At 50.0% G+C, this 16435-nt stretch carries 17 protein-coding genes; 7 read left to right on the top strand and 10 right to left on the bottom strand.

Annotation, left to right across the window (positions count from 1 at the left end; genetic code table 11):
- Positions 1 to 65: 65 nt before the first annotated feature.
- Entirely contained in the window at positions 66 to 443 is a 378-nt protein-coding gene (locus tag PBA01S_RS06675; RefSeq protein WP_028538426.1) for a MerR family transcriptional regulator, read from the top strand.
- Positions 440 to 1201 carry an SDR family oxidoreductase gene (locus PBA01S_RS06670; RefSeq protein ID WP_028538425.1) on the top strand — a complete coding sequence of 254 codons (762 nt, stop codon included), beginning with the start codon at positions 440 to 442 and terminating at the stop codon, positions 1199 to 1201. The genes PBA01S_RS06675 and PBA01S_RS06670 overlap by 4 nt, the downstream gene beginning before the upstream one ends.
- Positions 1202 to 1374: 173 nt before the next feature.
- Here the strand turns inward: PBA01S_RS06670 and PBA01S_RS06665 are convergent, their stop codons facing one another.
- From PBA01S_RS06665 to PBA01S_RS06645, 5 genes are all read right to left on the bottom strand, one after another.
- Positions 1375 to 2580, bottom strand: coding sequence for an MFS transporter (locus PBA01S_RS06665; RefSeq protein WP_085278899.1), 1206 nt, complete (start codon positions 2578 to 2580; stop codon positions 1375 to 1377).
- Positions 2567 to 3019, bottom strand: a complete 453-nt coding sequence (locus tag PBA01S_RS06660) for a MarR family winged helix-turn-helix transcriptional regulator (RefSeq protein WP_028538423.1) — start codon at positions 3017 to 3019, stop codon at positions 2567 to 2569. Before PBA01S_RS06660 ends, PBA01S_RS06665 begins: the two co-directional genes overlap by 14 nt.
- 195 nt (positions 3020 to 3214) lie before the next feature.
- Entirely contained in the window at positions 3215 to 4606 is a 1392-nt protein-coding gene (locus PBA01S_RS06655) for an MATE family efflux transporter (protein ID WP_016314492.1), read from the bottom strand.
- Between the two features lie 139 nt (positions 4607 to 4745).
- The gene (locus tag PBA01S_RS06650) at positions 4746 to 5171 is read right to left on the bottom strand and encodes an SRPBCC family protein (protein ID WP_127575597.1); all 426 of its coding nucleotides are present in this window, start codon (positions 5169 to 5171) and stop codon (positions 4746 to 4748) included.
- A 75-nt stretch (positions 5172 to 5246) separates the two neighbouring features.
- Positions 5247 to 6203: a sigma-70 family RNA polymerase sigma factor gene (locus tag PBA01S_RS06645; protein WP_127575596.1), complete on the bottom strand. Its 957-nt coding sequence runs from the start codon at positions 6201 to 6203 to the stop codon at positions 5247 to 5249.
- Between the two features lie 466 nt (positions 6204 to 6669).
- Between PBA01S_RS06645 and PBA01S_RS06640 the strand changes: the two genes are divergently transcribed.
- Positions 6670 to 9057 (top strand): glycoside hydrolase family 16 protein, encoded by a 2388-nt coding sequence (locus PBA01S_RS06640; protein ID WP_127575595.1) that lies wholly within the window; start codon positions 6670 to 6672, stop codon positions 9055 to 9057.
- A gap of 93 nt (positions 9058 to 9150) precedes the next feature.
- On the opposite strand, the gene PBA01S_RS06635 is transcribed toward PBA01S_RS06640, so the two are convergent.
- Both PBA01S_RS06635 and PBA01S_RS06630 read right to left on the bottom strand, forming a co-directional pair.
- On the bottom strand, positions 9151 to 9903 hold the full coding sequence (locus PBA01S_RS06635) for an SDR family oxidoreductase (RefSeq protein ID WP_028538419.1): 753 nt from the start codon (positions 9901 to 9903) through the stop codon (positions 9151 to 9153).
- A 21-nt stretch (positions 9904 to 9924) separates the two neighbouring features.
- Positions 9925 to 10737 carry an SDR family NAD(P)-dependent oxidoreductase gene (locus PBA01S_RS06630; protein WP_307719224.1) on the bottom strand — a complete coding sequence of 271 codons (813 nt, stop codon included), beginning with the start codon at positions 10735 to 10737 and terminating at the stop codon, positions 9925 to 9927.
- A 136-nt stretch (positions 10738 to 10873) separates the two neighbouring features.
- On the opposite strand from PBA01S_RS06630, the gene PBA01S_RS06625 reads away from it, so the two are divergent.
- Both PBA01S_RS06625 and PBA01S_RS06620 read left to right on the top strand, forming a co-directional pair.
- Entirely contained in the window at positions 10874 to 11440 is a 567-nt protein-coding gene (locus PBA01S_RS06625; protein WP_127575594.1) for a TetR family transcriptional regulator, read from the top strand.
- 145 nt (positions 11441 to 11585) lie between these two features.
- The gene (locus PBA01S_RS06620; protein WP_016314499.1) at positions 11586 to 11972 is read left to right on the top strand and encodes an ester cyclase; all 387 of its coding nucleotides are present in this window, start codon (positions 11586 to 11588) and stop codon (positions 11970 to 11972) included.
- A gap of 57 nt (positions 11973 to 12029) precedes the next feature.
- On the opposite strand, the gene PBA01S_RS06615 is transcribed toward PBA01S_RS06620, so the two are convergent.
- Together PBA01S_RS06615 and PBA01S_RS06610 are read right to left on the bottom strand one after the other, a co-directional pair.
- On the bottom strand, positions 12030 to 12506 hold the full coding sequence (locus PBA01S_RS06615; protein ID WP_016314500.1) for a DUF8821 family protein: 477 nt from the start codon (positions 12504 to 12506) through the stop codon (positions 12030 to 12032).
- 21 nt (positions 12507 to 12527) lie between these two features.
- Positions 12528 to 13013, bottom strand: coding sequence for a GyrI-like domain-containing protein (locus tag PBA01S_RS06610; RefSeq protein ID WP_016314501.1), 486 nt, complete (start codon positions 13011 to 13013; stop codon positions 12528 to 12530).
- 99 nt (positions 13014 to 13112) lie between these two features.
- On the opposite strand from PBA01S_RS06610, the gene PBA01S_RS06605 reads away from it, so the two are divergent.
- On the top strand, positions 13113 to 14084 hold the full coding sequence (locus PBA01S_RS06605) for a helix-turn-helix transcriptional regulator (RefSeq protein ID WP_085278904.1): 972 nt from the start codon (positions 13113 to 13115) through the stop codon (positions 14082 to 14084).
- Here PBA01S_RS06605 and PBA01S_RS06600 read toward each other — a convergent pair.
- On the bottom strand, positions 14081 to 14473 hold the full coding sequence (locus PBA01S_RS06600; RefSeq protein WP_127575593.1) for a nuclear transport factor 2 family protein: 393 nt from the start codon (positions 14471 to 14473) through the stop codon (positions 14081 to 14083). The genes PBA01S_RS06605 and PBA01S_RS06600 overlap by 4 nt on opposite strands.
- Positions 14474 to 14673: 200 nt before the next feature.
- Here PBA01S_RS06600 and PBA01S_RS06595 point away from each other — a divergent pair, with 200 nt between their 5' ends.
- Positions 14674 to 16308 (top strand): MFS transporter, encoded by a 1635-nt coding sequence (locus PBA01S_RS06595; protein ID WP_218027431.1) that lies wholly within the window; start codon positions 14674 to 14676, stop codon positions 16306 to 16308.
- Positions 16309 to 16435: the final 127 nt, after the last annotated feature.

The following is a 16435-nucleotide window of genomic DNA, read 5'->3' as shown; positions in this document are numbered from 1 at the left end:
CTAAGGTTTAAGTCGTATCATATGGGTTGTCGACAAGAATTCCTTAAGATTAGGAGGCCTCCATGATGAAGTACTATACCATTGGCGAAGCTGCAGCCATGTATCATATACCAGAGTCCACCTTGCGCTTTTATGAGAAAAAAGGTCTTCTCCCGTTTATCAAACGGGACGAGGCCGGCAGACGATTATTTTCGGAACGTCAATTGGCGTTGCTTCAAATCGTCACCTGCCTCAAGAATACTAATATGCCCATCAACCAGATTAAGCAATATATGGACTGGGTTGTAGAGGGAGATTCTACAGTAGAGAACCGACTCGACATGCTATTGAAGCATAAGCAAAATGTGCTCGATGAAATCGTGCTAATGCAGGAACACCTGAAAGAGATTGATTATAAAATCGATCTTTATCAAAAACAACTACGAGGTGAAGAGAACCAATGAAACTTTCTGGAAATACGATCTTGATTACTGGCGGCGGCTCCGGGATCGGACTTGCCTTTGCAGAGAGATTTGTGCAAAGCGGTAATACGGTCATCGTTATCGGCAGGCGGGAAAGCGTGCTTGAGCAAGCTCGGAAGCGAGTTCCCGGTTTAATCACCCGGGTGTGCGACTTGGCCCAAGAAAGCGATCGTGTCGCCTTGTTGGATTGGGTAACAACCAACTATCCCGACGTGAACGTGCTGATTAATAACGCCGGGATTCAACTGCGCTACAACGTGCTCAAAGCGGATGTGAGAGACAACTGGCGCGAATACAGCAAGGAGATCACCACGAACCTCGATGCACCGGTTCATTTGTCCCTGTTGTTCGCTCCATATTTCGCGAAGAAAGAATCGGCAGCCATTGTGAACATCACTTCTGGTTTGGCGTATACTCCTTTTGCGATTGCACCAGTCTATTCCGCAACCAAGGCCGCGCTTCACTCTTTCACGATGAGCTTAAGACACCAGCTGTCTGCCACATCCGTTGAAGTGATTGAAGTTGCTCCTCCGGCAGTAAACACCGATTTGGGAGGAGGCGGCTTGCATACCCATGGGGAACCGCTGGATGCGTTCACGGAAGGTATTTTCCAAGGTTTAGCCGAAGGCAAGCAGGAAATTGGGTACGGTTCTTCGGTTGCCCGCCTGCGGATGTCCCGCGACGATATCGACAAATATACGGAACAGCTCTACCAAGCCACGAAAGATTCTATTGAGTAATGGAAATGGAGCGTAACAAGAAGAAGCCGCTTCGGGATGAAGCGAACTTGAAGCTCAAAAGGAGATTGCCTTCTCCACGGACAGCAAGCCAGCCGCCTCAAACTAAATGTAAATGCATCAAGGGACGCCCGCTCAGGCGCCCCTTTTTGTTTATTATGCGTGATCATTCTTTCTTAATTTGCTCTTGCAATTAATTGCTTGTCTCTCCGACCATGCAGAAGCATATAAATGACTAGTGACAGGAGGGCAAGGATCGCTAACCCGCCAAACAAGGAACTATAACCAATGATCGGTTCCACAATACCGAGAAGCGAAGGGCCAAAGCCAAGCCCTGCATCTAAGGCAATAAAGAAAGTGGATGTAGCCAGACCCGTACGTTCGGCGGGCGTAACACGAACCGCTATGGCTTGCGCGCCTGATTGCAGATTCCCAAATCCAGCGCCAATAATTGCTGCCGCGACCAATAGAATAGACCCAGAGTAGGCACCGCTAATTAAGACAAGGCCCCCTGCAAAGAGAATGAAGCATGGAACCATCACATAGTTCGATCCTCTGGTATCCATCAGACGGCCGCTGAATGGACGGGTTAACAAGATCGCTATGGCATAGACTAGGAAGAAGAAGCTCGATGCGGTGACAAGATCCCGTTCCTGGGCAAAGAAATTAATGAAAGATAGGATGGCCGCATAGCCAAAAGACATCAGGAAGGTCACAATGGCGATGGAAATCGCGTTCGGTTCAATATAGTGTTTAAAGCTGAAAGCCTGTTTGGGTTTCTCGGTTACCGTATGGGCTTTGGAGGTCGGTACTGCAGGTGCCTTCAGAATAAAACTAATGATGAACGCGACAACAGCCAATGCCAAACAGAACAAGAAGATGTTCGTGTAGGACGTATTCTGGCTCAGGGTGATCCCCAAAAATGGCCCAATGGCCGTACCCAGTGTACTGCTCATACTGAAGTAGCCAATCCCCTCACTCTTCCGGGAGATAGGGACAATTTGCGCAACCATCGTACCCGTAGCGGTGGATGCAATCCCGGCTGCCATTCCGTTCACTAGACGTATGATGAGAAACAGCCAGATCCCAGCATACACAACATAAAGTCCTGTCGTAATAATAAAGGCAATCAGGCCAATGACTAATACCTTTTTGGTACCAGCCGAGTTAATCACACGCCCTGTAAACAGGCGGCCGATCAAGGTTCCGACGATATAAATCCCGGTAGCAAGCCCGCCTTGACTGGCTGAAGCATGATATTCACTAACGACGAACGAGGCTGTCGTAACCATCAATAAGTAAAAGATTAGAATGACAAAGAAGTTAATCACCGAAACGGTAAGAAAATCTTTGGTCCATAGTTTCTCCTTAATTCCACTCACTGCCTTTCTCCCCAACTCTCTTGATTAGATTTTGTCGAATTCGATGGATGATGTTCAAAAACAATTGTTGCTCTTCCTCCGTGATGCCGGCCGTAATCTCTTTGTCTAAGGCATCAATAAAAACACGCACTTGTCTATATATAGCGCGGCCTTTCTCAGTTACATGGAGATGTTTCTTGCGCTTGTCTTCTCTGGAAATCTCAACACTCACATACCCTGCCTGTACAAGATCCTTGAGGATTCTTGTAACGTTCGGTTTTTCAATCGTTAGCCTTTGGGCCAAATCAGCAGCTGTTAAGGCCTCATCTTGAATCAACTCAACCAATACGATCCATTCCAAAGGTTGAATGCCATGTTCTCGCAATATTTCGTTGATTTGAACTGCGAGCGGTCTCATCATCAACCCAAGATCACGATATATTTGGGGTGGAGAATTCATCAAATCCCCCTTTCACCTCGAAAATCTCCAAATTAGTTATTAATGATAACTAAATTTTTGTGCATTTTCATCTTATTACATTAATTTTCATGTGTCAATGTATCATTTAACCAACAAACAGACCCAAGCCTGAAAGTTAGCTTGGGTCTGTTTTGATTTCGGATGTCGTATTTGCCTTTCCATTGCCGAGCGGCCTCAAGCAGATAACCCTACACCTTCCTCTGATACGGACACCGGCTTGACGAGTGCTTTCTTCTCCCAAGCCCGGCTTCTCCAGCGAAGCAGCATGATGAGTCCGCGCAGCCATTCATCCACCGCAAACGCAATCCATATGCCAAGGAGTCCTATCTCCAGGTGAACACCCAGCAGGTAAGCCAGCGGCACCGAGACGCCCCACATCGAGCATACGCCCATTAGAACGGGGAAGCGTGCATCCCCGGCGGCGCGGAGCGAATTAATGATTACCATATTGAAGGTCCGGCCGGGTTCAAGCACGATCGACAGCAGGAAGATGCTGGCTCCGGTTGCGATAATCGCAGGATCTTCGGTGAACAACCCGATGAGGTCATGTCGGAAGATCGAAGCCGTCCCCACAATGGCCAAGGTGAGCAGAAAGCTGATCCGTACGCTTTTCATCAATCGCTTGTAGGCGGCCTTCATCGCCCCTGCTCCAACCATTTGTCCGACGATAATCTCCGTCCCCGCCCCAATCGACGCGGCCAATGCCATAAAATAGTTGGAGATGTTCATCACATAAACATGCGTATTTAATGCAGTAATGCTAATCATATTAACGAAGCCCATGATCATCAGGTACTGCGATTGCCAAGCAAGATGCTCTCCCGCCGCAGGCAGCCCCACGCTTAGGATCTGCTTCGCATACGTCCCGTTCCAAGTCACGTAGTCTTTCCCGTGAATCGGAGCAGGAACCCGGCGATACAAGATGAAGAACAGAACAAGGATGCCGACAAACCGGCTGACGACGGTCGAGATCGCTGCACCGGTCACGCCCATTTCCGGAAATCCGAGGTTCCCGAAGATCAGCAGATAGTTGCCGGTCACGTGGAGAAGATTCACGCCCAGCGTCACATACATGACGCTTTTGGTGTTGCCGCTCGAACGAATAACCGACGATACGGCATAAGACAGCGCCTCGATCCACATAAAGCCGCCGATGATCTTCAGATAATGGCTGGCAATGCCAATTTGTTCCTCATTTAAGTTGAGCAGCCGCAGAAGCGGCTCGCCTAAGCCAACCAGAACGAGGCTGACGAAGATCCCGAAGATCAGGTTCATCGTAATGGCCAGCGCCGAGACGCGGCTTGCTTCTTTCTCTCGCCCAGCACCGATATACTGCGAAACGGCCACACTCGTTCCGATGCCCACAAATCCAAACATCAGAATACAGAAATAGATAATCTCATTCGCTAAGCCCACCGCGCCGGTTGCCGTATCGGAAATGCGGCTCAGCATAAACACGTCAACGGTGCCCAGCATCATCCGTAACACCGAATCGATAAAGATCGGCCAAGTTACAGCGAATAGGCTAAGTTTCTTCCATGATGGTATACGTTCAGTTAGTGTCACGTTTTTACGAGCTCCTACTAGGTAATTTGCTTTGACGCCTTCCCTAGTGTAGCTCGCGATCAATGATTCGTCTATGGGAAAAATTATGTTTAACGAAGCTTGCCAAAAGAATAAAGGCGCCCATTGGGGCGCCTACTCCTTAGGATTCTTCCACATACTTCTTGAAATTATCCATAATCGCTTGCCAGCCGGCTTGTTGGAATTCGACCGGATGCGTGTTCTCCGCATCAAACGTCTCAACGACCTTCGTCCCTTGGCCTTCGGCAGCGAAGGTGATCTCCACTCGTCTTCCATCCCCCATCGTATAGGAGATGAACTCATGCGTTTTCACGTCATCGTACACACCGCCAAAATCAAAGCCTTCACTGCCATCCTTCGCTTCCATCCGAGTCAGAAACTTCCCGCCGGGGCGCAAGTCATTCTCCGCTCTTGGCGAATGCCAATCCTCGGATGCTTGATTCCACTTCGTAATGTGCTGAGGTTCCGTCCAGCAGCTCCACACCTTTTCTACCGGGGCTTGAATGACCGTTTGTACAGTAACTTTGGTTGGTTGATTCGTTTCCATTTTACAAAGGCACCTCTTTCAAATAGGATTGTTTTTTGACTTTACATTCCTATAGACGTAATGCAAATTCGAAATTCATCGGTCGATTTGCTCCGGCAGCCCTAAACGCAAAAATAATTTCGTATTAATAAAATTCTGCACATGCAAAATATGATCTTCTTTCGTTTCAAGGACATGAATCCCCCAAGGCACCAGGTGATCCCCTTCTCGGCTTGGCATGTACTGCGCAAGCGCCGGGTACCCTCCGTTAACCTTTACCGGTATAAACCGAGAACCTTCGCAATGCCACCGGGTAAGCGAGAAGAATTTCGCCAAATCCTCTCGGCCGCGAATCCACATCGGGAATGGCGGCATGGACATGCAGCCTTCCTCATGGAATAAGGCGACCAGCCGGTCGATATCAAATTGCTCGAAGGCATCTACATAACGCGACAGCAGCTCCGCGTCCGGCTCGCCTTCCATGCGGCTGAGCTCATCGGAACGAAGCTGGGTCCGGTTCATCGTCTCCCTTGCTCTTTGCAACGCACTGTTCACGGCTGCCGCCGACATCCCCAACGTCTCCGCGATTTGCTTGGATGACCAATCAAAGACATCCTTTAAAATCAATACGGCTCGTTGTCGGGGAGGCAAAGTCTGCAAAAGCGCAATGAAGCAGAGTTGCAAGGTATCCTTGCGGATGAGCGCCTCCTCGGGATTCCCCCCAAAATCAGGGGCCAGCCATATCCAGGCGGAATCGGGTAACGTCTCCCGAGGTTCCACGATCGAGCTCGCCGGTTCAGACAGGTCGATGGGAAGCACCCGGCGTTTCGCTTGCCTTAGTTTATCCAAACAGAGGTTGGAAGCGATCCGATAGATCCATGTCTTCGGCGAGGAATCCTGCCGGAACGAGCTCCAGCTCTGCCACACGCGAATAAAAATCTCCTGAACCGCATCGTCCGCGTCATCGATCGATCCTAACATACGGTAGCAGAACGCGGTAAGCTCCGGCTTCATTTTTTCCAATAACTGCAGGTCCAGGGGGGTTCCGTTCATATAAGCCTCCTTACAGGAAAAAATAGGGGATCTCATTTACATTTGCCCGACGGACCATACGTCCTCTTCGCTCTTGTAGCGCAACTGCTCTAACGTATATTCAGCCAAACTCGCCATATACTGCTCAATTACGGTCACAGCATCCGGTTTCGGCATTCAATTTCCTCCCTTGTCGTCATTCGATTCCGATTCGAAATCGATTCGCCCAGGACGCCTTGGTGACAGGAAAAATCCGGAAGATACCTCTATTATATTCTATTTCTCCTATGGAATCCCTTTCAGAGGAAGGTTCTTTTATTTAAAATTTTTAGCACTTGCTTGCCTCCCTAAAAAAAGAGCACCCTACCCGAAATCTGGTGCCTACTCATCAGATGACCGGATTGTTAGAATGAAAGCGTTCTCCTATGTAAGGATTTTCCTAGTGTGCACAGGTTAGGAGAATGAGGACAATAAAGGGAGGGTATTTATGAAACGGACTCACTTTGCAGAAAGGCGGCTTGCTCGAGGTGTATTCAGCATGCTCCTGGCGGTCATCATGGCAGTTGGCATCGGTTTTGTGCCGACACCGGCTCAGGCAGCCGAGACCACCATTACATCGATGAGCTACTTCTCACCCGCAGACGGGCCGGTCATCACCAAGTCGGGAGTTGGACAAGCGAGCTACGGCTTTGTGATGCCTATTTTTAATGGCGGTTCGGCAACCTGGAACGATGTCGTGCAAGATTTAGGCGTTAAGGTGAAAGTGAACGGCAACTGGGTCGACATCGACAGCGTCAGCAGCTTTGTCTACAACCAGAACTGGGGCCACTGGTATGACAGCGGCTTTACCGGATATTGGTTCGTCCTTTCCGCAACCACAGAGATTCAGCTCTACTCCAAGGCAAACGGGGTTACCCTTAACTACACTCTCGTCTTCCAAAATATCAACACCACCACAATCACATCAATGACACCTACGCAAGGTCCGGTTATTACCGCTGGTTTTACAGGCGGGGCAGGCTTCACCTATCCCGTGTTCAACAACGATCCATCGATTCCTTATGCTGCGGTTGCCGACGACTTGAAGGTGTATGTGAAGCCGGTGAACAGCAGCACCTGGATCGACATCGACAACAATCCGGCCAGCGGCTGGATCTATGATCAGAACTTCGGCCAATTCACCGATGGCGGCGGCGGCTACTGGTTTAACGTCACGGAGTCCATCAACGTGAAATTGGAATCGAAAACTTCATCAGCGAGCCTCGTGTATACGATTATTTTTAATGAACCGGTAAGAAATTCGTACACTCTAACGCCTTATGAGGGAACGACGTTCACCGCAAATGAAAGCGGCGCCATTGGTCTGCCCCTGCCGAAAATTGACGGAGGCGCTCCCATTGCCTCGGAACTGGAGAACTTCGTGTATCAGATCAACATCAACGGTCAGTGGGTAGATCTGGCGGATTCCAGTCAAAGCGGGTTCGTCTATTCCGCGAATGGTTACAATCACCTGTCCAGCGCGAACCAATGGGGCTATTGGGCTGACTACATCTATGGCCTGTGGTTCCAGCCGATCCAACAGGATATGCAAATCCGTATCGGCTATCCTTTAAATGGGCAAAAGGGCGGTAACGTGGGCAACAACTACGTCACTTACACCTTTATCGGTAATCCTAACGCCCCGCGGCCGGATGATTCCGATCAAGAGGATATCCCGCTGAGTACGCCAAGCAATCCGAACATCGACGGGTTGACCCTCATCTGGCAGGACGAATTTGACGGGACTCAGCTGGATCTAAGCAAATGGAATTATGAACAGGGATACTACCTGAATGACGATCCGGGCACTTGGGGCTGGGGCAACGCGGAGCTGCAGCATTATACGGACAGTCCGCAAAATGTCTTCGTTCAGGACGGCAAGTTAAATATCCGGGCGCTGAACGATCCCAAATCGTTCCCGCAGGATCCTAGTCGTTATGCACAATACTCGTCCGGTAAAGTGAACACTAAAGATCACTTCTCGTTAAAATATGGCCGAGTCGATTTCCGCGCGAAGCTACCTACGGGGAACGGCATTTGGCCGGCGCTGTGGATGCTGCCGCAGGATCAAGCCTACGGCACTTGGGCCGCTTCCGGTGAGATCGATGTTATGGAAGCTCGCGGTCGTCTGCCCGGCAAGTCTTCCGGCGCGATTCACTTCGGCGGACAATGGCCGGCCAATACCCATCTCTCGGGTGAATACAACTTCCCATCCGGGCAAACGATCGCCAATGACTTCCATGTCTACTCCGTCGTTTGGGAAGAGGACAACATTAAATGGTATGTAGACGGCAAGTTCTTCTTTAAGGCCACCCGGGATCAATGGTATTCCACGGCTGCGCCAAACAACCCGAATGCACCTTTTGATCAGCCGTTCTATCTCATCATGAACCTGGCGATCGGCGGTAACTTCGACGGCGGCATCGCCCCAGGACCTGGTGATATCCCGGCCACGATGCAAGTCGATTATGTGCGTGTCTATAAGGACAACGGCAATGGCGGCGGCGGTCAAAATCCCGGGAACCCGGGAGATCCGGGCACGCCCTCCACGATTGTGATCGGCGATCAAGTGAAGGGACTGAAGAAAACCGGCGATAACCTGTTATTCTACGTCAACGGCGCGACTTTTGCGGATCTGCACTATAAAATCAATAACGGTGTGCAGCTCAATGTCGCCATGACCCCGGTGGGGAACGGCAACTATACCTATGCGGTGAACAACCTAAGCCAAGGCGATGTGGTGGAGTACTTCTTCACCTATAACCCCGGGCAAGGGGCGCTCGATACCCCATGGCAAACCTACATTCACGGGGTTACTCAAGGAACGCCGGAATAACATATGAAAGATAGAAAGGCCGTTCCATATTGGACGGCCTTTCTGTCACCTTATTTAATATATGTTATGTCATCCCTCGGGGCAAACCGCTCATTATTGAAGGGCACCGCCGCTAACTAACAGACGTTGACCACTCACATAGGAAGATAAGTCACTGGCAAAAAATTCAGCTACATTGGCCACATCGTCCAACGTGCCTAATCGCCGCATAGGATGGGCTTGGATAAGAGCATCTCTAAGTTGTGCTCGATCTCCCGGGTTTGTCCATAATCCCGCACCCTCGATAACCGTTGGTACGATCGTATTCACAGTGACCCCTCGGTATCCGATTTCCTTCGCCAGCGCCTCGACGAGATACATCGGTGCTACCTTGCTGCTGCCATATAAGGAGTACCCAGCCATAGCACTAGTGGTTGTGCTTGATGAAACATAGATGATGCGTCCGTTATCTGCTACGTGTTTGGCCGCTTCTTGAATGGTAAAGAATGCACCCTTGGTGTTGACTTGAAATAATCTGTCAAATTGTTCTTCCGTAATATCAACTGTCGGGATGTTTACAAGCTCTATACCGGCGTTCGCAACGACAATATCAATTTTCCCTAATTCCTGGAGTGCGATTTGGAACATTTTCCGGACCTCGGCTACTTGGCTGATATCAGCTTGAATAGCAATCGCCTTCACTCCGTATGCTTGCAAGCTGGAAACGGTAGCTTCTGCGGCAGCCTTATCACTCGTATAATTTACGGCAATATCGGCCCCTAAAGACGCATATCTTTCTGCGATGGCTTTACCGATTCCTCGTCCAGATCCGGTTATCAATGCGACTTTGTTTCTTAGGTTGGTCAAGAAATGCGCCCCCTTCTGAGATTAAAGAGACATGCCTCCTGAAACCTCAATACGTTGAGCATTAACCCAACGGTTCTCGTCGGACAGCAACGAAGCGATAGCCCCTGCAACGTCCTCTGGTTCCCCGACACGACCGAGCGCCGTCATTCCCCCGATCAGCTTCTTGAGATCATCATTCGTGCGGAGTCCGCTAAAATCTGTAGCGATCGCACCCGGCGCAACAACGTTGGCGGTGATTCCACGTGGTCCCAACTCTTTGGCCAAATACTTAGTGAGAACCTCAATAGCACCTTTCACGGATGCGTAAGCACCACTCTCCGGAACCGCAAAGCGTGTAAGTCCAGTGGAGATGTTTACAATCCGACCGCCATCATTGATAAGCGGCAACAGTTTCTGTGTCAGGAAGAAGACTCCCTTGAAGTGTACTTCGTACAAACGATCCAACTCTTCCTCTGTTGTCTTCTCGAATGAGTTATGGTGAGAGATCCCCGCGTTGTTTACGAGGTAGTCAAATTTGGTAGCGCCCATTTCTTTTAGCGCATCTTGTACATTTTGTACAAAAGCGTCAAAAGTACGGACATTGCTTGCATCAAGTTGTAGGGCGATTGCCTTACGTCCGGTTTCTCGGATCTCGGAGACAACTTTCTCTGCTTCTTCTTGATTAGAACGATATGTGAAGATTGAATCGACACCATGGTTTGCAAGGGCTAAAACAGTACTTCTGCCAATACCCCGACTTCCCCCTGTGACGATAGCAATCTTTGGATTGGTTTGTGTCATTGTGCATTCTCTCCATTCTTCATTGGATTCACCAGATAGTTTATCCAGTATCACTAGTCATCATCCTAGTAGGCGACACTACATTAACTAACTGGTTGGTTATATAATAATACTAATTAACTAGTTAGTCAACTGTGTTTTTATGATATAATAAATCCTAAATCCAGGCTTCAATAAGGAGGGGCACCCATTGAGAAACGCTGAGGCAACAAGAGAGAGGATCATGGAGGCTGCTTTGGATGAGTTCTCTGCCTATGGTATTGCTGGAGCACGTGTTGACCGCATTGCTAAAAACGCGGGTTGCAATAAGAATTTAATTTACGTTTACTTTGAGAATAAAGAAACGCTATTTACAACCGTCCTCGAGAGACACTTAACACGTGTTTATGAGGAAATTGATTTCACGCCCGAGGATCTTGCGGGTTATGCCAAAAGAGTATTCGATTGGGCGATGACAAATCCACAAATTGTAAGGTTAATGTCATGGTATAGTTTAGAGCGGAAAGAAGACACGCTATCCGAGCGCGCCTCCGTGCGTGACAAGAAAATCAAAGCGATCATGAATGCACAAAACGAAGGTCTGGTGGGAAAGACATTCACTCCCGGCTTTCTTTTGACTGCCATCATGGCTTTAGCAACTGCCTGGACGCCAACTCATCCTTTCGGGCCTTCGCACGACCCGAATGCTGTGAACTTTCCGACGGAAACGAAGGAGGCTATTGCTAAGGCCGTTCGTCTGATTGCTAAAGGTGAATAAGTTGATATTCTGCTTCACAACCACCAGCAATTAGGGCCCCCGATTGGGGGCTTTTTTTATGACCGTTTTGCATCCGTACGAAGTTCGTTGAATACAATAACTCGGATTGAGGGTGTTGAATCTGGACAGAAAGGATGTCACTTCCGTGGAATTTCTGTTGAAAGCCATCTACCGAGAATATATCAGCAGTTTGAATAAACGGGACTTGTCACAACTGGGCCGATTTGTGCATGAGGATGTTCGCTATAATGAGCAGCCAATCGGCTTAGCCGGTTACCGCCAAATGCTGGAGGGCGATTACCGAGATATTCCGGATCTCTATTTTAATATCGATATTCTCGTTTGTGAGCCGCCCTATCTTTCGAGCCGCTTACGCTTTGATGTCACACCTAAGGGGCAATTTATGGGTTTGCCGATCAATGGACGAAGCGTGTTGTTTTATGAAAATGTCATTTACAAGTATGAAGGCGGAAAAATCAAGCAAGTGTGGTCCGTCATCGACAAAGCCGCGATTGAAGCCCAAATTTCTTGATTTCGCCCGGTGTTGCATCAAGAAGAAAAGGCCGCTCAACGTTGAACGGCCCTCCTGTCAGCTATATGAATACTCGCCCTTAATCACGAAGAACGAGCCCCGGATCGTACCGGCCAATTTCGACTTCTGCCGGGCAAATTTGAACTTCTTCTCCTCCAGCTCCTTCGGAACCTCCATGCCTTCAGACAGCTTAAAGCCCACGGCCCGTTTCTTTGGATCGTCCAGGGTGTACATGACGTTAACCCCTAAGCCGTCCTCGTAGAAGACGAACGCCCACCGGATGTTTTCCACCTGAAAAAACGACGTTTCTAACGGCTTTGCCGAGAACTCGATCCCCCGTTCTTCTTTTAAGATTCGGTTCACGTAATCCAGGGTTTCCTGGCTTTCGCTGGCTGGCTCAACCGTAAACACATGCTTATATTTGTTCATAAAATAACGCGCCTCATTGGCTCGCAGTCCGGCTAATGCCTCTGCTACAGGAGAGGATTCTAAACCGACAGTAGATACATTTTTGAAATCAACGACATAGGACATGCTTGCCCCTCCTCTTCTTCTCTATTTCCTTACGACAGGGATCCACATTTCTCCCGCGACGCGGCCATTCGCTTGTTCCATCAAGACGGCGGTGTTAGGCCCGCCAACATAAGCAACTTGATTCAGTTCCGGCAGAACTTGGCCAAAAGCGATCCCCGCCAGCTGATTACTTAGTTCATCCGGCGCGGTGCCTTCCCCTTTGACAATTACGTACTCTCCCTTCGGGAACTGAATGACCCGGGAGCCTTCGGCATTCGGCAGCGTTTCACGGCTAAGTACGCCAACGTAATACATCATCTTGTTATTAACCGCTTCGTTGACGGTAAAGACATAATCGTTCTCCGCAATCGCTTTGAGTTGGTTGAGTCGACCGTCCTCAGTGACGGCTTGCCAGAAACTCGATTTTTCCTGATTGATGCCGGCAAAATCCGTGTAATGACTTTTTAATTCTGTGCCCAGACCAAAGACCGTAAAGCTGTCCTTCTCTTCCAAAACATAATTCGCCATGTTTTAAAACCTACTCTCTTTTTAAATTTGTTTTCTGTTCTTGATGGGTTTATCATAACTTTAAATCATGTCAAAAAATGAACCTGTTTAGGAGTCACGATGAAAAAAGTTGAACGGATTAACACCATCATGCGTTATATCAACAATCGGTCCCACTTTACCATTACAGAAATTATGCAGGAATTTAACATCTCCCGCTCGACGGCGATCCGAGACATCCGCGAAATCGAAGCTTTAGGAATGCCGCTCGTTGCTGAGGTTGGACGGGACGGCGGTTATTCGGTGATGCACAACTCGATCCTGCCTGCCGTGCGGTTTACGGATAACGAGGTCAAAGCGCTGTTCATCGCCTTCATGGCCACCAGAAACGCCCAGCTTCCGTATCTCAAGAGTCGCCAATCCTTAGCCGAAAAATTGCTGGGGCTGATCTCGAAAAACCAACAGGACGATCTCCTGCTCCTGGATGAAATCCTGCTCTTTGAAGGGACCAACCCGCATAATCCCGATCTATTGGAGCTTTCGGACCTTCCCCATCCAATACTGGAGAAGCTGATTCAACACCTGCTCATCGACAGCTATTTATGGATTACCCTGGAAGAAGGCGATGGAATCAACTCGTATCCGGTTTTTCTGTTGCACCTTTATCGTGAGAGAAGTCTGTGGTGGATGGAAGTATTGGATTTACAGGAAGAGAAGAAACGAATGTTCTCCGTCGACCAGCTTACTCAAGTCGAGCTCTACTCTCCCAAGAAACGAATGAGCCGAAAGAAAATTCTGGAGCTCCTTGGCAAGCAAGAGGAAGCATACAACCTGATCCTGGAACTCGGCCCTCATGCCATTGCCCAGTACAAAAAATATCATCCCTTAAAAGCATTCATTTCCTATACCAATCCGTATCAAACCACCGCCATGCTGAAGATGGTTGTCCAAGTCAACGAACCCGAGGAACTCTCCGAGACGATTCATTGGCTGCTGTTCCTGGGGGAAGATTTGAAGTTCCGAAAAGTGCCGAAGGAAGTCTTGGAAGGATTGCACAAGAGAGGCAAAGAGATGGAGAAGCTGAACTTCTAAAAGCGCTCAAAGCAATCGTAATTGCGCTGACGATAGATTAAACCGTCCTGAAATTCAAATACACAGCAAAAATAAGCTTTAAGGGGCTGCCCGGTTTTAAAGGGGCCGACGTCGGCGCCAACTTCGGCTGTCCAGACCACTTCTGTGATCAACGTATCCTCCAGTTCGTACGCGCGCTGAATATCGTAGTTCTGGGAAGCCAGAAGCTTAGCCCCGCCCGGCATCCGTTGAAATAGGGTTTGCCAATCACTGACCGTGAGTTGGGCCGTCAACAGATTCGGATACTCCGTTTGTTCAATGTCCGGGTGAAGAATCCCGACATAATCGGCTTCTGCCGTTCGGAATTGCTCGGTTAAACGAAAGTACTGTTTCACAACATCCAACTTCATTGGCGTCCCAACCTTTCCCCATGGATCTCGAAATGAGCCTAATGTGTTACAGCTTCATTTTACAGTAAAGGACAAATCAGGGGATAGAGGGAATTGGATGGAATCAGTCTTCTTTATCTGCATTCGAGGGTATTGCAAATCAGGCAAGATTGGGTTACTCTCCCGATCCTGCCTTTTTTAGCGCATGAGACGGGTTCGTTATGACTAAATATCGAATATGGAAGCGGCCAATGCCTTCGGGTGTCGACAGCATCCTGACGATGCGATGGGCTAAAAACAAAGCCCTCAAAAAGCGGCAAGGAGGTCACGGGATGAAGATACTGGATAACCGATTGAATCCACCACGGCAGCCGGGGTTAATCTTGGCGTGCGTGTGCGCCTGTACCGTCCTAGTCGTGGGCCTGGTCGCCGCCACCAATCTGGCTGTACCCATCCTCGCCTCCAGCAGCCTGCATCCGAGTTCATCCGAGCTGCTCTGGATCGTTGATATTTATGTCATCTTATTCGCGTGCCTCGTGATCCCGGGCGGCGCAGCCGGTGATCGATTTGGGCGTAAGGGCATTCTGATCGCCGGGCTTGTCACCTTTGCAGTCGGCGCGTCGATTTCCGCCGCTTCGGCCAATGTGACCAGCCTGCTGCTGGGACGTGCGATTACTGGGGTTGGTGCCGCGCTGGTGCTCCCCAACTGCGTTGGGGTGCTGGTACACGCAACCGCACCGGACCGGCGCGTCCACGGGCTCGCCATCTGGGGGATGACCACGGGCTTGGGGGGACTTGTGGGCAATATCGCCGGAGGAGCCTTGCTGGCTGCCGGATCATGGAGGGCTCTGTTCTGGGGCATCGTGCCGTTCGCGCTTCTTCTCGCGCTATGGACGTCCCTTGCCGTTCAACGAAGCGAGCGCAGCCCTCGCGGTCTAGATCCCGCCGGCACCATTTTACTTGTCGCCGCGATGGTCGCTCTCCTGATCGGCATCATTGGGGGGCCGGAATACGGCTGGAACAGCTCGGTGGTCATTACCGCATTTACGTTCAGTGTGATCCTCGGCGCGATCTGGGTCGCGGTTGAGCTAAAAGTCCGTCACCCTGTGCTGGATCCCCGTCTGTTCCGGATCCTCCTGCTCAGCACTGCCAGCCTAGGGATGCTCGTGCTGTTCTTCGGCAGCTTCGGTCTGTTCTATCTCAATGCCTCCCTTCTGCAGTATGGACGCGGGTATTCCGTACTCCAAGCGGGATTTGCCATCGTTCCCATCTCCATCCCCATGATGTTCGGAACACGATTCGTTCCCGATCTGGTGAAGCGTATCGGCATCCCTGCAACGCTGTCGGCAGCCTTCCTTGCCGTCAGCATTGGCTTATTCGGCTTGGCGTCGGCCGTCTACCAGCCTTATCTCGCTTACGCGGCTTGGTTGGTCCTGATCGGGGTCGGCATTGCCCTTGCGCTGCCCTGCTTGACCGCAGAGATTACGTCGGCCTTGCCCGCAGAGCAGGCTGGCGTCGCCGGGGGGCTTCAATCGGCGACCCGGGAACTTGGAAGCGCCCTTGGCGTCGCGATCGTGGGTACGGTACTCACTGAATCCTTTACCCGGCATCTTCCAGTAAATTTTCAGCAACATGCCGTCCCCCATACAGTTGCAGATGCGATTGCAGCAGCCCCTAATCAACAAGCCGCCATCATCAGCGCCTTCGTCTCGGGAGCTCAATCCGCGCTGCATGTCGCTAGTATCATTACGTTCCTCATCGGCATTCTTGTCGTGGCGGCAACCTTTCGAGCCAGCCGTCACTTGCCCGATCAGGGCCTAAATGCAGCAGGTTCAACGACCGCTCCCAACAGATAGCACATACTGTCCCACAGGAGACCCCCAAAATCAAATCGCCGTCCAGATCCAAGCAGGATCGGGGACGGCGATTTTTTTTCAACAAGGCTCCAATGATCTGGTCAAGATGAAACCTATCTTACAGTTA

This window comes from Paenibacillus barengoltzii NBRC 101215 (assembly GCF_004000745.1).
Lineage (GTDB): Bacteria > Bacillota > Bacilli > Paenibacillales > Paenibacillaceae > Fontibacillus > Fontibacillus barengoltzii.
The sequence above is the reverse complement of the archived record's forward strand: the minus strand, read 5'-3'. Positions and strand labels throughout refer to the sequence as shown.

What these genes read in the sequence shown, in the direction of transcription:
- PBA01S_RS06675 (WP_028538426.1), top strand. Translation starts at nt 66, where the DNA reads ATGAAGTACTATACCATTGGCGAAGCTGCAGCCATGTATCATATACCA.
- PBA01S_RS06670 (WP_028538425.1), top strand. Translation starts at nt 440, where the DNA reads ATGAAACTTTCTGGAAATACGATCTTGATTACTGGCGGCGGCTCCGGG.
- PBA01S_RS06660 (WP_028538423.1), bottom strand. Translation starts at nt 3,019, where the DNA reads ATGAATTCTCCACCCCAAATATATCGTGATCTTGGGTTGATGATGAGA.
- PBA01S_RS06650 (WP_127575597.1), bottom strand. Translation starts at nt 5,171, where the DNA reads ATGGAAACGAATCAACCAACCAAAGTTACTGTACAAACGGTCATTCAA.
- PBA01S_RS06645 (WP_127575596.1), bottom strand. Translation starts at nt 6,203, where the DNA reads ATGAACGGAACCCCCCTGGACCTGCAGTTATTGGAAAAAATGAAGCCG.
- PBA01S_RS06640 (WP_127575595.1), top strand. Translation starts at nt 6,670, where the DNA reads ATGAAACGGACTCACTTTGCAGAAAGGCGGCTTGCTCGAGGTGTATTC.
- PBA01S_RS06615 (WP_016314500.1), bottom strand. Translation starts at nt 12,506, where the DNA reads ATGTCCTATGTCGTTGATTTCAAAAATGTATCTACTGTCGGTTTAGAA.
- PBA01S_RS06610 (WP_016314501.1), bottom strand. Translation starts at nt 13,013, where the DNA reads ATGGCGAATTATGTTTTGGAAGAGAAGGACAGCTTTACGGTCTTTGGT.
- PBA01S_RS06605 (WP_085278904.1), top strand. Translation starts at nt 13,113, where the DNA reads ATGAAAAAAGTTGAACGGATTAACACCATCATGCGTTATATCAACAAT.
- PBA01S_RS06600 (WP_127575593.1), bottom strand. Translation starts at nt 14,473, where the DNA reads ATGAAGTTGGATGTTGTGAAACAGTACTTTCGTTTAACCGAGCAATTC.
- PBA01S_RS06595 (WP_218027431.1), top strand. Translation starts at nt 14,674, where the DNA reads ATGACTAAATATCGAATATGGAAGCGGCCAATGCCTTCGGGTGTCGAC.